General features: G+C 37.7%; 15 protein-coding genes and 1 other RNA gene. 7 read left to right on the top strand and 9 right to left on the bottom strand.

What is annotated here, in order from left to right:
- Positions 1-94 precede the first annotated feature (94 nt).
- Entirely contained in the window at positions 95-862 is a 768-nt protein-coding gene (locus F9B76_RS04255) for a GNAT family N-acetyltransferase (RefSeq protein ID WP_159990989.1), read from the top strand.
- Positions 863-983: 121 nt separating this feature from the next.
- On the opposite strand, the gene ppx is transcribed toward F9B76_RS04255, so the two are convergent.
- Both ppx and F9B76_RS04245 read right to left on the bottom strand, forming a co-directional pair.
- Complete coding sequence (ppx, locus tag F9B76_RS04250) at positions 984-2,465, bottom strand: exopolyphosphatase (RefSeq protein ID WP_159990988.1); 1,482 nt, start codon at positions 2,463-2,465, stop codon at positions 984-986.
- A 199-nt stretch (positions 2,466-2,664) separates the two neighbouring features.
- Positions 2,665-3,531: a helix-turn-helix transcriptional regulator gene (locus F9B76_RS04245; protein WP_159990987.1), complete on the bottom strand. Its 867-nt coding sequence runs from the start codon at positions 3,529-3,531 to the stop codon at positions 2,665-2,667.
- A 128-nt stretch (positions 3,532-3,659) separates the two neighbouring features.
- Between F9B76_RS04245 and F9B76_RS04240 the strand changes: the two genes are divergently transcribed.
- Positions 3,660-5,732, top strand: coding sequence for a TonB-dependent siderophore receptor (locus F9B76_RS04240; RefSeq protein ID WP_159990986.1), 2,073 nt, complete (start codon positions 3,660-3,662; stop codon positions 5,730-5,732).
- 19 nt (positions 5,733-5,751) lie between these two features.
- The gene (locus F9B76_RS04235) at positions 5,752-7,260 is read left to right on the top strand and encodes an alpha/beta hydrolase-fold protein (RefSeq protein ID WP_159990985.1); all 1,509 of its coding nucleotides are present in this window, start codon (positions 5,752-5,754) and stop codon (positions 7,258-7,260) included.
- On the opposite strand, the gene F9B76_RS04230 is transcribed toward F9B76_RS04235, so the two are convergent.
- Positions 7,240-9,057, bottom strand: a complete 1,818-nt coding sequence (locus F9B76_RS04230) for an ATP-binding cassette domain-containing protein (protein ID WP_159990984.1) — start codon at positions 9,055-9,057, stop codon at positions 7,240-7,242. The genes F9B76_RS04235 and F9B76_RS04230 overlap by 21 nt on opposite strands.
- A gap of 168 nt (positions 9,058-9,225) precedes the next feature.
- A complete protein-coding gene (locus F9B76_RS04225) occupies positions 9,226-10,446 on the bottom strand; it encodes a lytic murein transglycosylase (protein ID WP_159990983.1) in 1,221 nt (406 codons plus the stop codon).
- A gap of 281 nt (positions 10,447-10,727) precedes the next feature.
- On the opposite strand from F9B76_RS04225, the gene F9B76_RS04220 reads away from it, so the two are divergent.
- Positions 10,728-12,914, top strand: a complete 2,187-nt coding sequence (locus F9B76_RS04220; RefSeq protein ID WP_243140680.1) for a carboxy terminal-processing peptidase — start codon at positions 10,728-10,730, stop codon at positions 12,912-12,914.
- Between the two features lie 119 nt (positions 12,915-13,033).
- Here F9B76_RS04220 and F9B76_RS04215 read toward each other — a convergent pair whose 3' ends face one another.
- The 5 genes from F9B76_RS04215 to ompA all read right to left on the bottom strand — a co-directional run bounded on the left by F9B76_RS04215 (position 13,034) and on the right by ompA (position 16,687).
- Complete coding sequence (locus F9B76_RS04215; RefSeq protein ID WP_159990982.1) at positions 13,034-13,693, bottom strand: hypothetical protein; 660 nt, start codon at positions 13,691-13,693, stop codon at positions 13,034-13,036.
- Positions 13,694-13,786: 93 nt separating this feature from the next.
- Positions 13,787-14,117: a transfer-messenger RNA gene (ssrA, locus tag F9B76_RS04210) on the bottom strand.
- 328 nt (positions 14,118-14,445) lie between these two features.
- Positions 14,446-15,126, bottom strand: a complete 681-nt coding sequence (locus F9B76_RS04205; protein ID WP_159990981.1) for an HAD-IA family hydrolase — start codon at positions 15,124-15,126, stop codon at positions 14,446-14,448.
- Positions 15,123-15,821: a bifunctional 2-polyprenyl-6-hydroxyphenol methylase/3-demethylubiquinol 3-O-methyltransferase UbiG gene (ubiG, locus tag F9B76_RS04200; protein ID WP_159990980.1), complete on the bottom strand. Its 699-nt coding sequence runs from the start codon at positions 15,819-15,821 to the stop codon at positions 15,123-15,125. Before ubiG ends, F9B76_RS04205 begins: the two co-directional genes overlap by 4 nt.
- Before the next feature lie 299 nt (positions 15,822-16,120).
- Positions 16,121-16,687 carry an outer membrane protein OmpA gene (ompA, locus tag F9B76_RS04195; RefSeq protein WP_159990979.1) on the bottom strand — a complete coding sequence of 189 codons (567 nt, stop codon included), beginning with the start codon at positions 16,685-16,687 and terminating at the stop codon, positions 16,121-16,123.
- A gap of 551 nt (positions 16,688-17,238) precedes the next feature.
- Between ompA and gyrA the strand changes: the two genes are divergently transcribed.
- The 3 genes from gyrA to pheA all read left to right on the top strand — a co-directional run bounded on the left by gyrA (position 17,239) and on the right by pheA (position 22,280).
- Positions 17,239-19,902, top strand: coding sequence for a DNA gyrase subunit A (gene gyrA / locus F9B76_RS04190; RefSeq protein WP_159992097.1), 2,664 nt, complete (start codon positions 17,239-17,241; stop codon positions 19,900-19,902).
- 160 nt (positions 19,903-20,062) lie between these two features.
- A complete protein-coding gene (gene serC, locus F9B76_RS04185; protein ID WP_159990978.1) occupies positions 20,063-21,190 on the top strand; it encodes a 3-phosphoserine/phosphohydroxythreonine transaminase in 1,128 nt (375 codons plus the stop codon).
- Positions 21,183-22,280 carry a prephenate dehydratase gene (pheA, locus tag F9B76_RS04180; RefSeq protein ID WP_159990977.1) on the top strand — a complete coding sequence of 366 codons (1,098 nt, stop codon included), beginning with the start codon at positions 21,183-21,185 and terminating at the stop codon, positions 22,278-22,280. The genes serC and pheA overlap by 8 nt, the downstream gene beginning before the upstream one ends.
- The last annotated feature ends 7 nt before the right edge of the window (positions 22,281-22,287 follow it).

Raw genomic sequence — 22,287 nt, 5'->3', positions numbered from 1 at the left:
TAAGGTATATATCACGTTTGTTTGTTAAAATATTTGTCAATATTTTCTGCTAGAATGACTGTTTTAATTAGACGGTGAATGGATATAATAAAATATGCAAGAGTTATTCAGAACGCAATCGTCAGCGAATAATGAAGAACCAGGGTTAGTGTTGGGTTTGGCGACTACACCAGAAGAACTTGAGGCATTACAGCGGCTTCGCTTTGATGTCTATACAAAAGAAATGGGGGTTATCTTTCCTGACTCAGAAAATGGTATAGATAAGGATTATTTTGATGAGTTTTGTGAACATTTGATGGTGTGTGATTTACAGACTAATCAAGTGGTTGGTACTTATCGGATGATGAATCCTATTGAGGCTAAGCGTGCAGGTGGGTATTATTCTGAATCGGAATTTGATTTAAGTGAATTAGATAATATTCGTGATGTATTGACCGAATGTGGTCGTTCATGTATTCACCCTGATTATCGTAATGGGGCAACTATTATGTTGCTATGGACAGGGCTAATTCGCTATTTACAGCAAACGCAAGGTCGCTATATCTTGGGTTGTGCCAGTGTTAGTCTGATGGATGGGGGACGACAAGCTGCCAAGGTATGGCAAGATGCCAAAAAACAATTGGCGCTACACCCTGAATTATTTCGTGTAAAACCCCTAACCCCTTATCCATTGGATAAGCTTCCTATATTAGAAGATGGGGAAGAAATTAAGATTCCTCCTTTAATTAAAGGATACCTTAAAACAGGGGCACGTATTTGTGGTGAACCTGCGTGGGATAAGCATTTTAATTCAGCTGATTTTCCTGTGATTATTGATGTACAGAATATGGATAAAAGGTATCAAAAGCATTTCGGGCTTTAAGGATTTGTTTGATTAAGAGTATCACATATATTTCCTTTTAGGTATATAAATAATCCCCATCTACTTATTGATGGGGATTTTTATGTTTTTTAGAAATTTTAGAAAATGATTTTTAAATAAACTATTCTTTTAACCTAAAATCAAATCCTACTGCTTGCCATTCTTGTGCTTCTAATTCAAGGCTATAACGTGTAAGAGGATGCTTATCTAGCCATGTTTTATCTAGGCTTAGGATAATTTGCTTGTTAGGAGTTGCTGTTAAACTTAGTCCCTCTAGTTTTTGGTTTTGGCGTTTACGGGCAAAGAGAATAGCAAGACGTAAACAGAGAATGGCTTGCCATTTATCAGTTGTAAAATGTTGAATATTTGTTTTACTTAAACGGCCTTGTTGGACTAGGGTAAGTATAGAAAGCCGTCTTTGATCATCACGTGAAAATCCTGGCATATCGGCATGTTCTAATACATAAGCGGTATGCTTATAGAAAGATAATTGAGAAATACTTAAACCAATTTCATGCAAATCAGCAGCCCAACTAAGGGCAAGACGAATATCATCTGCATGATGGCTAGGAAGAGAATCATACAGACTTAATGCAATGTTTTTGACTCGATAAGCTTGTTTGGTATCGATATGGTAACGATCCATAAAAATCTTGACCGTTTCATCGCGTTTATCTGAGGCAATTCGCCGCCCCAACATATCATATAACACCCCTACACGTAATGCCCCCTCACCTTGTCGCATAATATCTATTTCAAGGCTACGGAAGATGGCAATCATAATGGCTAAGCCAGCAGGTAAAACTTCTGCTCGGTCAGTTTTAAGCCCTTTAATCTTAGGTGACTGGGCTGAACCAAACCTAATTAATTCTTGTTTGAGTGCAAGCATCCCATTTAGCGTAATGCCATAATCAGAATAGCCTGAGCTTTGTAATACAGCAATAATGGCTTTAGCTGAACCAGAAGAACCAAAGGCTTGTTCCCAGCCCATTTTACGGTAGGTTTTACTGATTACTTCAATTTCTTTGCTTGCAGCGAGTTCTGCTTTTTCAAAGGCTTTTTCAGTGACTTTACCATTGGGAAAATAGGCTTTGGTATAACTAACACAACCGATATGAAGAGACTTCATCAGTTTAGGCTCTAGCCCTTTACCAATAATAAATTCTGTTGAGCCTCCACCAATATCAACGACTAAACGACCTTCTTTTGATGGAGGGAGTTCATGTGCAACCCCAGAGAAAATAAGACGTGCCTCTTCATGACCAGGAATGATTTCGATAGGAAAACCCAGTGCCGCCTCTGCTCTAGGTAATAATTCATCAATATTGCGTGCTACACGGAATGTATTGGTAGCAACAGCACGTACTTGATCGGGTGAAAAATCCTGAATACGTTCACCAAAACGCTGTAATACATCTACAGCACGTTGAATTGCTTCTGGACTTAATACATTTTTATCATCTAGTCCTGCGGCAAGACGAACGGTTTCTTTAAGCCGATCAATAGAAAAAATTTGAGGAATACCGTCTGAGTGAACAACACGTCCTACAGATAAGCGGAAACTATTAGAACCTAAATCGACTGCGGCTAAGAGATGATCCATTTCCATGGTTTAAATGATATGAAATAAATAATACGCCATTTTAACGTAAAATGATTAAAAAACTCAAAAAGAAAGGGAATAGTGAGTATGAAATGTTGTAGGGTATTGTTTCTGCTCTATTTAGTTTAATATGTGAATGTATAAAAATGTATCATAATATATAAATACTTAATAACATAGATACTACTTACCGCTATACCTAAAAAAGAATCTGCTTTTTGACCTCTCTGGGGGAAATACCAAATTGTTTTTTAAAGGCAGTGCTAAAGTTATCAGGATTAGTATATTTTGCGATTTCTGCCGCTTGTATAACAGTTGCATTCTGCAGTAATGCTCTATAGGCTCGTTCTAATTTACAACGTCGTAAATAAGCGCCAATACTTAGCTGTGTTGTTTGGTGAAATTGTTGTTGTAGGCTTGTAATATTCGTATGACAATACTTGGCAATATCACTAAGTGTGTAGTGATCAAACTCACCACTTTCAAGTTTTTGGCATAAGTCCATAATCAAATCCGATTTATTTTTTTGCAAAGGTTTTTCATAATATTGTTTTAAGCTTTCAGTAATTAAGGTGGTTAAATCAGTTTCTTTCTCTAACCATTCTATTGCATGATAGCCTTGTACTGTTTGTTTAAATCTATTAAGTAATCTATTCATCTTATGGGTAAAGACAAGCTTTTGTGTTTTTAAATGATATTGTGTTATATCGGCAAATCCTCTTTCTTGTAACCAATGCAATGGAATAAAGATAACAAATTCTATTTGATGCTGTTTCCCTTGATAAATTTTTTTTCCTAAGGCTGTTTGGATAATAGGTAATAGCGTAATCTGTGGGTGTTGGTGAGCGTTTTGCTGAAACTGTGTCTGAGAAAATTGAATTTCTGATTTACCTTGTAGTGTAACAATTAAACGTACATCAGGGTGAAAAGCCCCCTCAATAGGTTCTTGTGTATCGTGATTAATATAAAGATGAGAAAACTTACACCGTAAACCTGATTTGAAATAAAAAATCTGTTCTTCACCAGAGAGATGATTATTGGCTATTACTAGTTTCTGATAATTCATATCCTATCACCACCATAAACCTATAAAAAACTTTTTTACAAGGAAAAAATAATTTTTTGCAAAGATTTTATATTTTAATCTATGTGATAATTTTATTTAATGAGAATTATTATCTTCTAGGAAATATAATGAGAGAATACTTTACTTCTGTTTTTCTGATGGTACTACCAGCAATTGGGTACAGTGAGGCATTGGATACTATTAATGTGGTTGAGAAAAAAGAATATTTTGCAACAGGTTATTCACCCATGGAATCTCATAGTGCTACTAAGACAGCCACACCGCTTATGCGTACGCCACAGAGTATAGAAATTATATCGAATAAACTAATGGCAGATCAGGGGGTAGAATCTGTTATTGATGCACTAGGTTATCATAGTGGGGTAATTAGTAATTATCGTGGCTCAAATCAGTTAATGGAAATTTCTATTCGTGGTATTGGAACTAAAAGTGAAGGAGGACAACTACCGATTTATGTGAACGGTACTTCTTATTCTGCTGCGTATGCAATTAAACCCTTTTTTATTGAGCGAATGGATATACTAAAAGGACCAAGCTCTGTTTTGTATGGTCAGGTGAACCCGGGTGGCATTGTTGATATTATTACTAAAAAAGCAACAGGAGCGAATAAGGGGCAAGTCCAGTTAGTAGTAGGTAGTAATGACCGTTATCAATTAGGACTTGATGTTGAACGTAAAATATCTTCTACTTTATCAGCTCGTCTAATTGGTCAAGCTGAACGAATGGATTGGAAAGAACGTTTTGTCAAAGAACGTGGTGGAATGATTGCTCCTTCCATAAAATGGCAACCTAATGATAAGACAAGTCTGATACTTTATTCTTATTTTTCAAAACAACCAGAAGCAGGGGATCGTAATTTTCTAGTAGGTGAGGGGACGGTAAAACCGTATCAAGGGCAGAAAATTCCTTATGATTTCTTTGCGGGTGATCCTGATTATCATAAAGTGTCTGTGAAACAGTATCATCTTGGTTCACAATTTAGTCATCGTTTTAATGATCACCTTATATTTCGTCAAAACTTACGGTATAGCCAATCAAGAGAAGATTTTAAAAATTTGGTTGTTATGTTTAATATTGGTTCTGAACTAAAACGGATTACCAGAGCATGGGATGAAAAAAGTAGAGAATTGACGATTGATAATCAGTTAGAGACAAATTTTCAATTAGGTGAAACACGACATACATTATTAGCCGGTGTTGATTATAAATATTACAGTAAGGATAGCTTAATTTATTTGGGTAGTGTTGCTGATACCCCCAGTATTGATTGGCGTCATCCGATTTATCATCAAAAAATTAAACAACCAGATCTTATCAATGATGATGAACATTGGATTAAACAAACCGGTTTATATGCACAGGAACAAATAGAATGGGGGAAATTAGATTTCTTATTAGGTGGCCGTATTGATTTTGCACGTATCCAACAGAAAAATCGCTTGAAAAATACACGGTCAAACCAATCAGAGCATAAATTTACTTGGCGTACGGGCTTAATCTATAATTTTGATAATGGGATAGCCCCTTATATCAATTATAGTACCTCATTTTTACCAACAACTAATCAAGATGAGAGAGGTAACTATTTAAAACCAACCACCGCATCACAATGGGAGGTGGGTGTTAAATATGCACCAAATGAAAAATTCTTTATGACGGTGGCTGGTTATCAAATTACCCAAAAGAACTTAACCAATTTTGATATGGTAACACGTGCATATAAACAGATTGGTAAGGTGAGAACAAAAGGGATTGAAGTTGATATATCAGCACAAATCAGTCAATCGCTTTCTCTGTTAGCAACCTATGCCTATACCCATCAAAAAGTAATTCACTCATTGGATAAAGAATCAATAGGTACAACACCTTGGGGAGTTCCTCGTCATCAAGGTTCATTATGGGCAAAGTATCAATTTGATAATGGGTTAAGTCTATCTGCAGGTATGCGTTACTTTGGTTCTGTGCATAGTTATAACAATGGAAGAGTAGATGTTCCTCACTTTACTTTGTATGATGCGGCTATCCATTATGACTTGAATAAAGTTGGTATTAATGCGGATGTACAATTTAATATTCAAAATTTAACCAATAAAAAATATGTAAGTAGTTGTGCTCGGTCTGATACCTGCTTTTATGGAAAAGAGCGTAATGCTAATATGACATTTAATTATTATTTCTAATTATTTTATAAATAAAGTAATGAGAAGCGTACTACTAAGTTTATTGATACTTTTACCCTCTTTAGGACAAGCAATATCACTGAAAGAGGGTGATTTTGTAAAAGGTAAGTTTATAAGTCATCAGGAGGCAGATTTATATATTCAGTTTCCTGATAAAACGACCCGTGTATTAGCAAAAAATATACATGGAGAGAAAATATTTTTATTTAAATCTGAACAACAAGGAGAGGCAAACTTTATTGCGTATAAAACAGGTACACGGGAATTAATAGATAACTTTACACTAAATATTATTCAACAAATACCACTAAATGATCAGGAGCGATTAAAAAAAGAAGAAGTTTTTACCCATCCACTCTTGCAGGATATAAAGGGGCTTCAAAAGGATACCTCTGTTTTTTGGCAACGTATTAAGGAGGTAGGTACGCCACTTATTGAGCAGTTAGATGAGAAAAGGAGTAAGGTTACTTTTTTATATAGAGGTGCTAAACAGAATGTAAAGTTATTTAGTGATATATCATACAATCATGATGCTATGCAGCAAATTACAGGTACTGATATATGGTATAAAAGTTATACGTTACCAAATGATGCTAGGTTCTTATACAAAGTAGCACCTGATATACCTGATTTACCGGTTTCTTCTGCTGAACAACGGCGTGCTATTTTAGCAACCGCACAGGCTGACTTATTCAATCAATATCCTTATTTTGAATCAGCTAATAATGATATTAAAACGATAGATAAGTTTAATTATTGGTCTTCGGTTACATTACCTCATGCTGTAGAACAACCTTTTGTGACTAAAAAGGATACATTACAGGGGAGTATCCAAAAGGTCTATTTTGAAAGCACTATTTTAGGCAATAAAAGACGAGTTTGGATATATCTTCCCAAAAATTTTAGTAAAGAGAAATACTATCCTATTTTATATTTATTGGATGGAGCTGAATACACACAGCAAGTATCTGTACCTACCATTTTAGATAATATGATTGCAGAACATAAAATTCAACCAATGGTTGGTGTATTTATTGACACTATTTCTGCTAAAACAAGGGCAGAGGAATTACCTGCTAATACACAGTTTGCTAAAGCATTAACGGAAGAATTGATTCCTTTTGTAGAAAAAACTATCCAAGCAAAATACCGTATTATTTCAGGTTCAAGTTATGGTGGATTAGCATCAGCCTATATAGCCTTTAATTACCCTCATTTATTTCCACAAGCCTTAATCATGTCAGGTTCTTTTTGGTGGCAGGCTAAAGAAAGTCCTCCAGAAGAAAATAATTATATGGCATGGCAGTTTGCACAGCATGATAAAAAACCACTTTGTTTATTCATAAGTGCAGGTGGATTTGAAGCAGGAGAAAATAGTATTTTAGCGAGTTCAAGACATTTAAAAGATGTATTAAAAGCTAAGCACTATCCCCTTATTTACAAGGAATATAGTGCTGGCCATAGTTACTTTTCTTGGCAGGGTGTACTGAGTGATGGTTTAATTGCTTTACAAAACCTTTGCCTCTAACACTTCCCAACGTTCAAATAGTGTCATTAACTCTTGCTCAATAGAGGCAAGCTCTTGTTGAATCACTTGTGCTTTATCATGTCCATTTTCGTATAAAGTAGGGTCAGATAATTGCGCTGTTAATGATTGTTGCTGTGTTTCTAAATCAGCAATTTTTTGAGGAATTGATTCTAACTCTTTGGCTTCCCAAGAGCTGAGTTTAGAACGTGCAGGTGATTTGGGCTTTGTTACTGTTGGCTCTACTTGCTTTTCGGATTCTGTTTTGGGATTACTTTTAGTGGCACTTTGCGTATTGAGTTGATGAGATCGTTGTTGTAACCAGTCCTCATAGCCACCCACATAATCACGCCATTGTCCATTTCCTTCATAGGCAATTGTTTGTGTGATGACATTATCCAGAAAACTACGATCATGACTCACTAATAAGACTGTACCATCAAACTCTTGCAGTAATTGTTCTAGTAACTCTAAGGTTTCAATATCTAAATCATTTGTAGGTTCGTCCATTACTAAAACATTAGCAGGACGGGCAAAGAGACGGGCTAATAAAAGTCTGGCTCTTTCACCCCCTGATAAACTACTGACAGGGGATTGCGCACGAGCAGGGGAGAATAGAAAATCACCTAAATAGCTCATGATGTGTTTACGTGTATTACCAATCTCAACCCATTCACTACCGGGGTTAATCACGCTAGTGAGCGGTGCATTTTCATCTAATTGTTCACGCATTTGATCAAAATAGGCGATATGTAGATTAGTGCCTAATTTCACGCTACCTGATGTAGGGGTAAGCTGACCAAGAATAATCTTTAATAAAGTGGTTTTACCTGCACCATTAGGTCCAATTAAGCCAATACGATCCCCTCGCATAATGGTTGTTGAGTAATGATCAATAATGACCTTTTCACCAAATTGGTGATGGATATTTTTAAGTTCTGCTACTAGCTTACCAGAACGCTCACCACTTGCAATCGCAAAATTAACATTTCCTAAGCGTTCGCGTCTGGCAGCACGTTCTCGACGTAAGGATTCTAGACGTTTAACACGTCCTTCATTGCGTGTGCGGCGAGCTTCTACCCCTTTACGAATCCATACCTCTTCTTGGGCTAAAAATTTATCAAAACGTTCATTTTGTAATTGTTCTGCGGCTAACCATGCGGCTTTTTGTTCTTGCCAACGAGAGAAATTACCAGGGAAACTATGTAATTGTCCTCTGTCTAGTTCAACAATTCGTGTGGTTACTTCATCTAAAAATCGGCGATCATGCGTAATAATGACATAAGCACATTTACTTTGGCGAATAAGGTTCTCAAGCCAGAGAATACCTTCAAAATCAAGATGATTGGTTGGTTCATCTAATAAGAGTAAATCAGGTTCTTCTAAAATAGCTCGTGCAAGGGCGATACGTTTACGTGTACCACCAGATAGACCTTGAATAACCGCATCAGCGTTTAAGTTTAGGTGTTCTATCATGGATTGAGCACGAGAAGGTCGCCCCCAATCTTCATTTAGCATAAAATCACCGACAAGATTATCATAAACAGATTTGTCTTCATCAAGTTTAGGTTCTTGTTCAACCGTAATAACCTTTAATGTGCTAAGACGAGCTACTTCACCATCATCTGCTAGAATACGACCATCTAAAATACGTAATAAAGAAGATTTGCCTGCACCATTACGTCCGATGAGGCCGATACGTTCGCCTTCTTGAATACTAAAATTAGCATGATCTAAAAGTGCATAGTGTCCAAAAGCTAATTGTGCATTCGTTAGTGTAATTAATGTTTGTCCAGCCATAATGAATTATCTTGATGAAAAATGTATGATGAAAGTGTTGTTATGTAAAATTTTAGGAATAGTATTAGATTAGCCCTAAATATTTACATATAAAGCATATATGAAAAATATTTTGCACTAAGTTGCTATTATTCAATGTATCATATATGCCTTATAAGGTTAAATAGCTTATTGAAGCGCCTTTAGGATTTTCTGACCTGCTCTACCATCTACGGTCATACCAAGACGTGCTTGCTCTTTTTTGATGGCTTCGCGTGTTTTACTACCAATAAGACCATCTGCTTCACCAATATCATGTCCTCGTTTAAGTAGTAGTGTTTGTAACTCAATTCGTTCTCGGCGAGATAGTCCTAAATCATCTGTAGGCCAAGGTGTTACAAAGGGTTTAGCTCCCTTTAGACGATCTGATAAATGTGCGATGGCTAAGGCATAGCTTTCGGCAGCATTATAGCTATAAATAGCATCAAAATTTTTAAAAACTAAAAAAGCGGGTCCATTAATACCAGCAGGTAGCAAAAGCCCTGCTTTTTGCTGTGACCCAACAACTTCATTCAAGGCTTGCCCATTGATTGTTTTTACGCCTTTACTCATCCAGTAAGTGATACTTTTTTTGTTTTTACGACTTTCTCCTGTTGTAGAAAACCCTTGTGGCAGTTTGACTTCAAACCCCCAAGGCTGACCTGTTTGCCATCCTGCTTTTTTAAGATAATTAGCAGTAGAGCCCAAGGCATCAACGGTATTATCGATTAAATCACGGCGACCATCATTATCAAAATCAACGGCTAATCGTTCAAAAGTAGTTGGCATAAACTGAGTATGTCCAAAAGCACCAGCCCATGAACCTTTTAGGCGATCCTCTGTAATATCTCCAGATTGGATAATGCGTAAAGTCGCAAAAAATTCCTTTCTAAAAAATGCTTGACGCCGACCTATGCAACTGAGTGTTCCCAGCGCATTCACCAGTGAATATTTACCTTGATTTTTACCGTAATTACTTTCTACTCCCCAAACAGCAACAACAGTAGCAGGATCAACACCATATAACTGGGCTACTCGTTTTAGGGTTGTCTGATGCGTTTGTAACATGGCTTTCCCGTCATCAATACGTTCTTCGTCTACTAATGCGGTCATATAATCCCAGATAGGGGTACGAAACTCAGGTTGATAATTTAGTTTTTCAAGTAAAGAGGTATCTGGTTCTAACTGTGCGGTATATTTTTTAAAGGTATAATGTGATACACCTGCTTGTGCTGCTTGACTTTCTAGGCTTGATAAGCATTGATGAAAGTTTGATTCTTGTGCGAATAAAGAAGAGGGTAAAGCAAGTGAAGCGGTAACAATAGTCAAAAGTGCGTTAAGTTTCATGTAATCCCTAGAAAAATTTACCATAACTTTGTCTATTTTAAATCTTTTCTTTTCAAAATGCTTAGGGTAAGCTATACCGTTATGTATCCTAACAATACGTTATAATTTTAGCGGCTTAACCCTCTATAGGGTATGTAGATAATTTTGTTTTTATCGGTGTTGTTGGCAAATGACTATGAGTAAAGAGGAAAGTACGGTAAATAGTACCACTCTTACTAAGCTTTGTGATGCTGACAAAATATCTATGACCTTAGTATGGAGTGGTGATGGTATTTTTAAGCCATTTTACATTTTAGATATAGATAATGATGATGAAAAAATCCTCAATGGAATTAAAACGATTATTTCTCGCACTCTCTCTTTCATTGCTTACCGGTTTGACGTATGCAAAAACGACTGTTGATAAAGTAGCCACTACAACAGAAAGTTCTCGTCTTGTTCCTACCAAGCGAGAGAGTTTCCCTAAATTAGCACCTGAGCTAGATTTTGCACGTTCTACTGTATTGGTTTCTATGATTCTGACCCAGTTTGAATATGATAAAAAGCCATTAACGGTTGCGATGGGAGAGAAGGTCTATGATAATTATTTTAAAATGCTAGACCCTCAAAAAATGTATTTTATCGCTGAGGATATAGAGTATTTCAGCAGTGCTAAACCTGTCATGAGTAAAATGATTCGTGAGGGGAATTTACGCTTTGCTTTTGATGTGTATAAACTGTATCGAGAACGTGTGGCAGATCGTTTAGATTATGTCTTATCGTTGTTGGATAAACCATTTGATTTTTCTGTTGATGAAGAATTTAATGTTGATCGCAAAAAAGCAGAATGGGCGAAGAATAATGATGAGGCAAATGATTTATGGCGTAAACGTGTCAAAAATGATTTCTTACGGCTTAAATTAAATAAAACAGATGACACAAAAATTCGTGAGATTTTACGTAAACGTTATATCAATAATCATAATCAAGTTGTTCGTATGAATAGCGAAGATGTAGCAGAAATGTTTCTAAATGCCTATGCAGATAGTACAGATCCGCATACCAATTATTACAGCCCAACCTCTGCTAAAAATTTTGATGTTCAACTGAGTTTGTCGGTAGAGGGTATTGGTGCTGTTTTACAAAAACGTGATGAATATGGACAGATCCGAGAAGTAGTAGCAGGTGGGCCTGCTGCACGTAGTGGCGAATTACAACCGGGAGACCGTATTGTTGCGGTGGGACAGGGTGATAATGGTCCCATGGAAGATGTGATTGATTGGCGACTAGATGATATTGTCAAAAAAATCCGTGGTAAACGAGGTAGTGTGGTTCGTATTGAGGTGATTCCTGCGGATAGTGGGCTAGATGGTAAACACAAAACAATACGTATTGTTCGTGAAAAAGTGACGATGGAAGACCAAGCGGCTCGTTCTAAAGTGATTGAAACGAATGTCGATGATATTAAGCGTAAGATTGGCATTATTACTGTTCCTTCTTTTTATGAAGACTTTGAAGGTCGCTCTAATGGGAATAAAAACTATAAGAGTGTTACGCGTGATGTTAAAAAAATATTAGATACTTTTAACCAAGAAGGTGTAGAAGCAGTTGTTTTAGACCTACGAGAAAATGGCGGTGGTTCACTAAATGAAGCGGCTAATCTTAGTGGCTTATTCTTAGGTAATAATCAAAATATTGTACAGATTCGTTCAGCAGAGGGAAGTATTTCGGGGGTTCGTAGCCGAGGGGTTGAACAAGTCTGGAAGAAACCAGTTGTCGTTATTATCAATCGTATTTCAGCATCTGCCTCTGAAATTTTTGCTGCTGCGATACAAGATTATGCACGGGGTATTGTTGTTGGTGGCGATACTTGGGGTAAAGGTACGGTACAAACTTTCCGTCCTTTAGCGGATTTCTTACGTTTTCCTGATGAAGATGATAATAAACTTGGTGCATTAAAATGGACTATTCAAAAGTTCTTCCGTGTAAATGGTAGCTCAACGCAGGTTAAAGGAGTTTCGCCTGATATTGAATTTCCAAGTGTGTTTGTGAATGAAGAGTTAGGTGAGTCTAGTTATGATAATGCTATGCCTTGGACAGAAATTCCTGCAGCTAAATATCAACCCTTTACGACCAAATTAAAGGCGACTATTACACAGTTGAGTAAGAAGCATCAAGCACGTGTAGAGCAATCAGCAAGCTGGCAATTATTTAAAGATGAAACGGAGTATCGTTTAAAAGAAGCTAAGCGTAAGTCTTTTTCACTTAATTTAGCCAAGCGGGAAGCTGAATTTGTGGCTACAGATCGAATTTATAAGGAATTTGAACAGCGTCGCAAAGAATTAGGTGAAGATGATGCCAGTAAATTAGAAATGGACGATGGTTTAGCGATGGGTGAGGGTAATCTCAAGAAAGAGCTTGAAGATGCTAAAAAACGTCGAGAATCTATTGATACAGTTGCTAAAGAGGCGGCAAATATTGCTTCTGATTTAGTTACGTTAAGTAAGAAGTAACGTTGGTTTTATTACTTCGTTTTTTAAAAGGATATAAATAGGTAATGTTTATATCCTTTTTTCTTTGTATTTTATGAGGGTGTCATGTGCTGGTTTTATAAAATCCCTATAAAATACTTTTATTTAGGTAATTGATTAATAAAGAAAATATCACTTGAATCAATAAATTGGAATAGAGCATGTCCTAAATCAATATCGCCATTTTGAAGGAAACGTTGGTAGGTATAGTGTAGGGCTTTATTAAGTACTTGTGTAACGGTAGGAAGTTGTTGGCTATTAAATCCCCATAGTGTGGTACTTAGTTGCATTAAAACACCTCCTGTATCCTCATGGCGTAATGTGGCTTTAGTTGGAGGAGCAAAGATAAATTTATCTTCTTGCTGTTGTGAAGATAATTGTGAAAATAAGTCGGAATTTATTTGTACGCCAGGTGTTACAACCATCACTTGAGTCGGTTGAGGAAAAATCTTTTGTGCTTCACTTAATGAGAAAAACCATGTTAATGCAGCTATTTGACATAAGGTATTTACCTGTTTTTCGGGTAGTTGCTGAATTTGTGCTTTGATTTTTTCATCATGTTGATAAGCGGCTATAAAACTGACATCCTCTAAAAGTGATTCTTGTATGCTTGGCTCAATGGGTGAACCGCCATACTCGACAATACCTATCCCAGATGCAGGATATTTTAGGGTACTAATGGTTTCTCTACACGCTTGGTAATGTTGATTATGAGGGTGATAGAGACTGAAATCACAAGGAATAATAAACGCTGTATTCATAGCCAATATAGTGTGGAACTAGCAAGGGTAAAAGTGTAGCACGTTCTCGTTAGAAATAACAAAACTGTGTGTTATTGAAATAGGTTTTAGCATTAAAAAAGGCAGCCTAAGCTGCCCTGATTCGTTCTGTTGCCAAGTGAATCACACTCCTAGCGGCCTTTCATTAGGCGGCTAATGCGTAACTTTCATCGTTTGCATTTATAAGATTTGCTTGATTTACGGTCATCGCCTACCGGCTGCCAATCTTCCTATTTACCCCTGTCGAAACCAATACGTCCCCCTCATTAAAACACGATTACCTCATGTACTAGTGGTGGAGACGGCGGGAGTTGAACCCGCGTCCAGAAATCTGTCAGTCGACTAGATATACAGCTTATCTCCCATCTTAGTATAAAAAGATTAAAAAGGAAATAGAAAAGGGTTTAAACAAGATAGAACACTTTTTAAGTGTTGTTTTTTTGCTATAGTAAAATGAGAAAGTGAGTAGATTTGTATGGATTTGTATAGGGAAATGTTTGTGTTTTTAGTCAAAAAAGAGAGGATAAAATAGAAAATGGTATGTCATAGCATGAGTGATACTACAAAGATAGTGAGTAATATATCTAGCTTATAGAGGTAGTTTTCATGTCATTTAAAAATGAAGTGTAATACTTATTATTTTGGATGTGGAATAAACTGGTATTGTTTACATCTTAGGTAATCAACTTGTTATTTATTTAAAATACTACACTTCAAATTTGAATAGTTAAACCCTATACTGACTGAATAGGTGTATCTACCATGCCTAGGATAGTGGCTAATAAAGCATCTGGTGAATCGACAATAATATCAGCCCCCCACTGTGGAATCAGTTCAGGGGTAGGGCTATAACCATAGGTTACGGCAATTGTTTTCATGCCTGCTGCTTTTCCTGCTTGAATATCACGTTCATCATCACCTACATAGATACAATGGGCTGGTAACACACCAGCTTTTTCAGCAGCGAGTAGTAGTGGATCTGCATAGGGTTTAGGACGAGCAGCCGTATCGCCGCAGATATTAGCAGCGCTACGTTGTTCAAGATTAAGATGACGGAAGATAGGGAAAGATAGTCTTTCGGCTTTATTGGTGACAATCCCCCAACGTAATCCCTTTTCTTCTAAAGTGGTGAGAAGCGTATCAATACCATCAAATAAAGCCGTCTTATCTGTCATACATTTGGTGTAATCAAGGATAAATTGCTCTCTTGTTGCTTCATATAAGGGATCTTCTGGTGTTAGATTTAAAGCAGTTTTAAGTAAACCGATTGCTCCTTGAGAAGAGGAAGAGCGTAGTGCTTCAAAGGGAAGCGGAGAAAGTCCTGCATAAAGACGTTGTTGGTTGGCAGCATTGACTAAGTCGGGTGCCGTATCGGCTAAAGTGCCATCAAAATCAAAAAAAACGGCTTGTATCATTTACGAGTTGATAGTAGATAGTTGACAGAAGTATCGTCAGAAAGAAAAAATACTTGACGAAGAGGGTGGTATTCTAATCCTTTGAGTGATTGTAAATATAATCCTGCATGATGAGCCATACGCATTAATTCACTTGGTTTGATAAAGGATTCGTAATGGTGAGTCCCTTTGGGTACCATTTTTAAAATATATTCAGCTGCGATAATGGCTAATGCTTGTGCCTTACGATTACGATTAATAGTTGAAAAGAAAACATAACCATTCGGTTTAACCAATTTTTGGCAAGCTTGGATAATAGAAGCAGGATTAGGCACGTGCTCTAGCATTTCCATGCAAGTAACAATATCAAATTGCTCGGGGTGCTGTTCTGCAAAGTCTTCCGCAGAAATACATTGATAATCAACTTTAACACCACTTTCAAGACTATGTAGTCTGGCAACCGTAAGTGATTGTTGTGCTAGGTCAATCCCAGTGACAGTAGCCCCTTTTTTAGCCAGGCTTTCTGCGAGAATACCACCACCACAACCAATATCTAAAATACGCAAACCTTGTAATGGTTTACCGACTTGCTCTTCAATCCATTGTAAACGTAGTGGATTAATATCATGCAGTGGCTTAAATTCACTTTCTGGATCCCACCATTTGGAGGCAATAGCACTGAATTTATCAATTTCGGCTTGATTAACGTTTTGCATAGCAATGAAATGTAGAGACTAAATAAGGTCTGATTTTACCATATTCCATTATTTCTTCTGGACACTTTATTGATTTTAGTGTGTAAAACTCTTTTATATTTATAAGATATATCTAACTTGGATAAGATGTTGGTATAGTATAGATATAAAAATTTTAAGCTTTAAGGTAAAAGTATTTGAGTATTGTTTGTATAACTTTTATAAGTGATTTATGCTAAAAGTAAGCTATAAAACCCTAATTTGGATAATAAAAAAGACCCCAATAAGGGGTCTTCCAGAAATCATATAATCAAAAATGATTATTTACGTGGTGTACCAACGATTTCGATTTCTACGCGACGGTTTTTAGCACGACCTTCACGAGTAGCGTTAGATGCTACAGGTTGAGATTCGCCACGACCAGAAGCGATAATTTGTTCTGCTGGAATACCTTTAGACACTAAGTATTGTTTAACAGAAGCTGCACGACGCTCAGATAAACGTTGGTTGTAAGCATCAGCACCAACAGAGTCAGTGTGGCCTACAGCGATTAATGATTCTAGGTTAAGTTGTTGAACTTGAGCAGCAACTTGATCAAGAATATTACGACCTTCAGGTTTTAGAGTGGCACGGTCGAAATCAAAGAATGTATCAGCATTGAAAGTAACTTTACTTGCTGTTACTTCTGGAGCGGCTTCAGCACCACAACCTTGTGCTGCAGTAGCTGGTGTCCAGTTGTTATCTCTCCAGCAGTGTTCGTTTGTGCCGTTCATCCATACTTGACCGTATGGATTAACCCAGTTGTCCACTGTTTGAGCTGAAGCAATGCTAGCAGATGCAGATAATGCAACGGCGATTGCTAATGCGAATTTAGAGGGCTTGTTCATATTTCTCCTCGATGAGCTAAGTAGCTAAAAAATTGACTCGCAGCGATATGCCGCAGAATGGAAATCAGGGTTAGTATAACAATCCTTTAGCTGTGTTTCAAAACATTTGAAGGGATTCCCTGTATTCTCTTAATCATATTAAGTGATTTCTTGAGATTTTACAGAAAATAAGAGCTAGATTTATAAAGGTATTTGAGAGAATTGTTGTTTTTATACCATATTTGTTGTTTAATGGCAACATAACATAATAAGTGCTTGTGAGTAAAACATATCTTTCAGTTTATAAAAAAGTGCTTTTTTATACATTTTATCGTTTGGTATAGAAAATATTCTTGTGCAAAGGTGCGTGGAGAGATGAATTGAGTAGGGAATATCAATAAGGAGAAAATAAAATATTAACTAGCTCTAAATTTCTTTTCCCTTTTATACAGACTGAATTCCATGCCAGAACAATGGTAAAATCAATGTTTTAGTGACGTTTTATCTTTAAAGATAAACTGTTTTTATACAACAGGAATAAGCAATAAGTGAATAATATGGATTCAAATAATATCGAGTCTTTTGCCAAGGAAACGTTGCCTGTTTCTCTCGAAGAGGAAATGCGCCGTAGTTATCTAAGCTATTCAATGAGTGTTATTGTTGGGCGTGCTTTGCCTGATGTGCGCGATGGTCTTAAACCCGTGCATCGTCGTGTTTTATATGCGATGGATAAACTCAATAATAGTTGGAACAGTGCTTACAAAAAATCTGCTCGTATTGTGGGTGATGTTATCGGTAAGTACCATCCTCACGGTGATCAGGCAGTGTACGATACCATTGTTCGTATGGCTCAAGACTTTTCTTTGCGCTATATGCTTGTTGATGGACAGGGTAACTTTGGCTCAATTGATGGTGATAGTGCTGCGGCAATGCGTTATACCGAGATTCGCTTGTCTAAAATCGCTCATCAAATGCTAGAAGATATCGATGAGGAAACCGTTGATTTTGGCCCTAACTATGATGGTAGTGAAGAAGAACCTAGGCTGTTACCGACAAAACTTCCTAATCTTCTCGTCAATGGTAGTTCTGGTATTGCGGTAGGTATGGCAACCAATATTCCGCCACATAACCTAAGTGAAGTGATTGATGGTTGTTTGTATTGTCTGCGTAACCCACAGTGTACAGTAGATGAATTGATCGAATTAATTCCTGCTCCAGACTTCCCGACAGGTGGCATTATCTACGGTATGAGCGGTGTCCGTGAAGGCTATCGTACGGGTCGTGGTCGTGTGGTCATGCGTGCCAAAACACATTTTGAAGAAATGGATAAAGGCAATCGTCAAGCGATTATTGTTGATGATATTCCTTACCAAGTGAATAAGAAAAATCTTCAAGAAAAAATTGCAGAGCTAGTCAATGATAAGCGTATTGAGGGTATCTCTGATATTCGCGATGAATCAGATAAAGATGGTATGCGTTTAGTCATCGAGCTTAAACGAGGGGAAGTACCAGAAGTGGTACTCAATAATCTCTTTAAGCATACACAGTTGCAAGATACCTTTGGTATGAATCTGGTAGCGCTGGTTGATGGTCAGCCTCGATTGTTGAATCTTAAACAATTAGTTGATTACTTCTTGCAGCATCGCCGTGAAGTGGTTACACGTCGTACAATTTTCCGTCTTCGTGAAGCACGTAAAAAAGGGCATATCCTAGAGGGTTTAGCCGTTGCATTGGCGAATATTGATGAATTTATTGCTATTATTCGTTCATCACCTAATCCAGAGATTGCGAGAGACCGATTAATGGAGCGTACATGGGAATCAACTTTAGTACGTGGACTTTTACAAGGTGTTGCTGCTGATAATATTCTAGGTGGTTTAGCGGCTTACCGTCCTGAAGGTATGGGGGCTGAATTTGGTTTACAAGATGATGGCTTCTATCGTCTTAGCAAAGAGCAAACAGATGGTATTTTAGCCATGAGCTTACGCCGCTTAACAGGCTTAGAACAAGATAAAATCATTCAAGAATACGAAGAAGCCATGAAGGTGATCGAAGATTTGCTAGATATTCTTGCCAAGCCTGAGCGTATTACCGCGATTATTGCAGATGAGTTAACCTTTATCAAAAATGAATTTGCACTTAAAACCAAGGATGCACGTCGTTCACAAATTGAATTTAATGGTGGTGAGTTAGATACAGAAGATTTAATTACACCGACTGATATGGTAGTAACGATGTCTAATAGTGGTTATATCAAGAGCCAGCCGCTATCAGAATATCGTGCACAAAAACGTGGTGGTCGAGGTAAACAAGCAACAGCGATGAAGGAAGATGATTGGATTGATCAGCTGTTTATCGCCAATACGCATGATTATCTCTTGTGCTTCTCGAACCATGGCCGTGTGTACTGGCTAAAAGTATGGGAAGTGCCACAAGGTACACGCACATCACGGGGTAAACCAATTGTTAATCTTTTCAACTTAATGGATGGAGAGCGTATTACCGTTGTTCTACCTGTTAAAGAATTCTCTGATGACCATTATATCTTTATGGCAACTTCACAAGGTACGGTGAAGAAAACCCCATTGTCTGATTTCTCTAATCCACGTAAGGCTGGTATTATTGCAGTGACTTTAGATGAGGGGGATTACCTTATTGGGGCGGAATTAACAGATGGCAAGCATGATGTGATGCTGTTCTCTGATGCAGGTAAGGCAGTTCGTTTTGATGAGAATGATGTTCGTTCGATGGGACGTACTGCGCGCGGTGTGCGAGGTATGAACCTTGAAGAAGGGCAGTCAGTTATTTCTATGCTAGTTGCTGAAAGTGAAGAACAGAGTGTTCTCACTGCAACAGAGAATGGCTTTGGTAAGCGGACATCTATCACAGAATATACACGTCATAGTCGTGGTACTAAGGGGATGATTGCTATTCAAACATCAGAACGTAATGGTAAAGTAGTTGCTGCTGTATTAGTGAATCCAAGCGATGAAATTATGATGATTACAACAGGTGGTGTATTAGTACGAACCAAAGTTGATCAAATTCGTGAAATGGGACGTGCTACACAAGGTGTTACCCTTATTAGGGTGGATGAAGGCACAGTGCTTTCAGGTATTCGCCGTGTGGCCGAATCTGATGCGGATGAAGAGATAGACGATGGAGTAGATACTACTGGAGAAGAACAAAATGCAACAGAGGCTGTTGAATCCCCATCAACGGATACTGAAGCATAAATACTTTTAAAAGATAAAACGGGTGTATATCAGAGAATATACACCCGTTTTTTTATCTATACATTGTATTTTTTTGCTATGATGGAGTTATTCAATCAATAGCAAATATAGGGTTGTTTAAATACTTTAACCCTAAAGCAAAGATAAAAGGAAGATTCAAATGACGATATGGAATTTCTCTGCTGGTCCTTCTAAATTGCCAACAGAAGTATTAGAAACGGCTGCGGCTGAAATGATGGATTGGCATGGCTGTGGTATTTCTGTAATGGAAATGAGCCATCGTGGAGCAGAGTTTACACAAATTTGTGATGAAGCAGAAGAGGATTTGCGAACATTACTTTCTATTCCTGATGATTATGCAGTGATGTTTATGCAAGGCGGTGCAACGGCACAGAATGCTTTATTACCCATGAACTTACTTTATTCTCGCCCAGCCCATACAGCAGATTATGCCGGATTGGGGACATGGTCAAATAAAACTTATAAAGAAGGGTTGCGTTATGGTCAAGGTAATATTGTCGCTAATAATGCACAAGAGCGAGAAATAGATGGTAAAGTCTATGGCGCTAAATGTTGGGTACCTGCCTTTAATGAATGGAAAGTAAACCCTGATGCCTCTTATCTTCATCTTTGTACAAATGAAACGATAGATGGTATTGAGTTACATGAATTACCTGATATGGGATCATTAGGTGCATCAGAAGTGCCTCTAGCATTGGATATGTCTTCTCATTTTTTATCACGCCCTTTTGATGTGACTAAAACAGGTATGATTTATGCCGGGGCACAAAAAAATGCGGGGCCTGCAGGGGTAACGGTGGTTATTGTGAAACGAGATTTACTTGGACATAGTATGCCAAGTTGTCCATCTGCTTTCGATTATGCCAATGTAGCCGCAGAGCGTTCACGCTTTAATACCCCTCCATGTTACCCTATTTATATGTGTGGTTTGGTCTTTAAATGGTTATTAAAGCAAGGTGGATTAGCGGTTATAGAGCAGAAAAATAAAGAAAAAGCTGATTATCTTTATACCGCACTAGATGCAAGTGCTTTTTATATTAATAAAATTCACCCTACTTATCGTTCACGTATGAATGTTCCGTTTGTATTGGCAGATGAAGGCTTAACCAATACTTTCTTGCAAGAAGCAAAACAAGCAGGATTATTTAACCTTAAAGGACATAAATCAGTGGGTGGTATCCGTGCCTCTATTTACAATGCTATGCCAATAGAGGGTGTTAAAGCCTTAGTTGATTTTATGAAAGAGTTTGAGCGTACCCATGGATAATAAGCAAAAGCAATTACAGGCTGAATTATTACCACTTCGGCAACGAATTGATGAAATTGATGAGCAGTTATTAGCCTTGCTGAATGAACGAGCGCAAGTCGCTGTTACTGTTGGTGAAGTAAAGCATTCATTTGGTGAAAGAGATACTATTCTAAAACCAGAGCGAGAAGCCCAGATTATTCGCCGTTTACAGGCACTAAATGCACGGAAGATTTTTCCTGAAAGTTCGGTTCAAGCGGTATGGAGTGAAATTATCTCGGCTTGCCGTGGTTTAGAACGTGGTCTTGTCGTGGCATATTTAGGGCCAGAGGGGTCTTTTTCTGAGCAAGCAGCATTATCGTATTATGGTCATGCTATCCAGAAAATGCCTTGCGAATCCTTTGATGAAGTATTCCATGTGGTTGAAACAGGACGTGCTAATGTGGGTATGGTACCGATAGAGAATTCCACTGAGGGAGCGGTGAATCGTACACAGGATCTACTTTTATCGAGTACGGTTAAAGTGCATGGTGAACGGACATTACCAATTAGTCATTGTCTCTTACATAAAACAGGTGATTTAAGCCAAGTTACCCGATTACTAGGTCATCCTCAAGCACTTGCACAATGTCATCATTGGATCACAAGAAATTATCCACATCTTGAGCGTGTACCAGCAGCAAGCAATTCAGAAGCAGCTCGATTGGCATCCGAAGATCCTACTTGTGTAGCTATTGCCGGTATGCAAGCAGCGATGCTGTATGGACTAACCGTAGTGGTTGAGGGTATTCAAGATGATGCCAATAATAAAACACGCTTCTTAGCGATTGGTAAGATAGATGTACTACCCAGTGGTAATGACCAAACCAGTCTTATATTTGCCGTACCCAATAGAGCAGGGGCGGTTTATGATATGATCTCGCCTTTTGCTAAACATCAAGTTTCTATGCGACGATTTGAGTCAAGACCTGCTCGTACAGGACAATGGGAATACTATTTCTATGTAGATATTTTGGGGCATTATTTAGATGAACCCGTTGCTAAGGCACTAGAAGAGTTGAAAGAACAATCTTCTTTCTTTAAATTACTAGGCTCATACCCCATGCAATAGGATAGAA

The sequence above is a fragment of the Pelistega ratti genome (assembly GCF_009833965.1).
Taxonomy (GTDB): Bacteria; Pseudomonadota; Gammaproteobacteria; order Burkholderiales; family Burkholderiaceae_B; genus Taylorella; species Taylorella ratti.
This window is presented reverse-complemented; position numbering and strand designations above follow the sequence as displayed.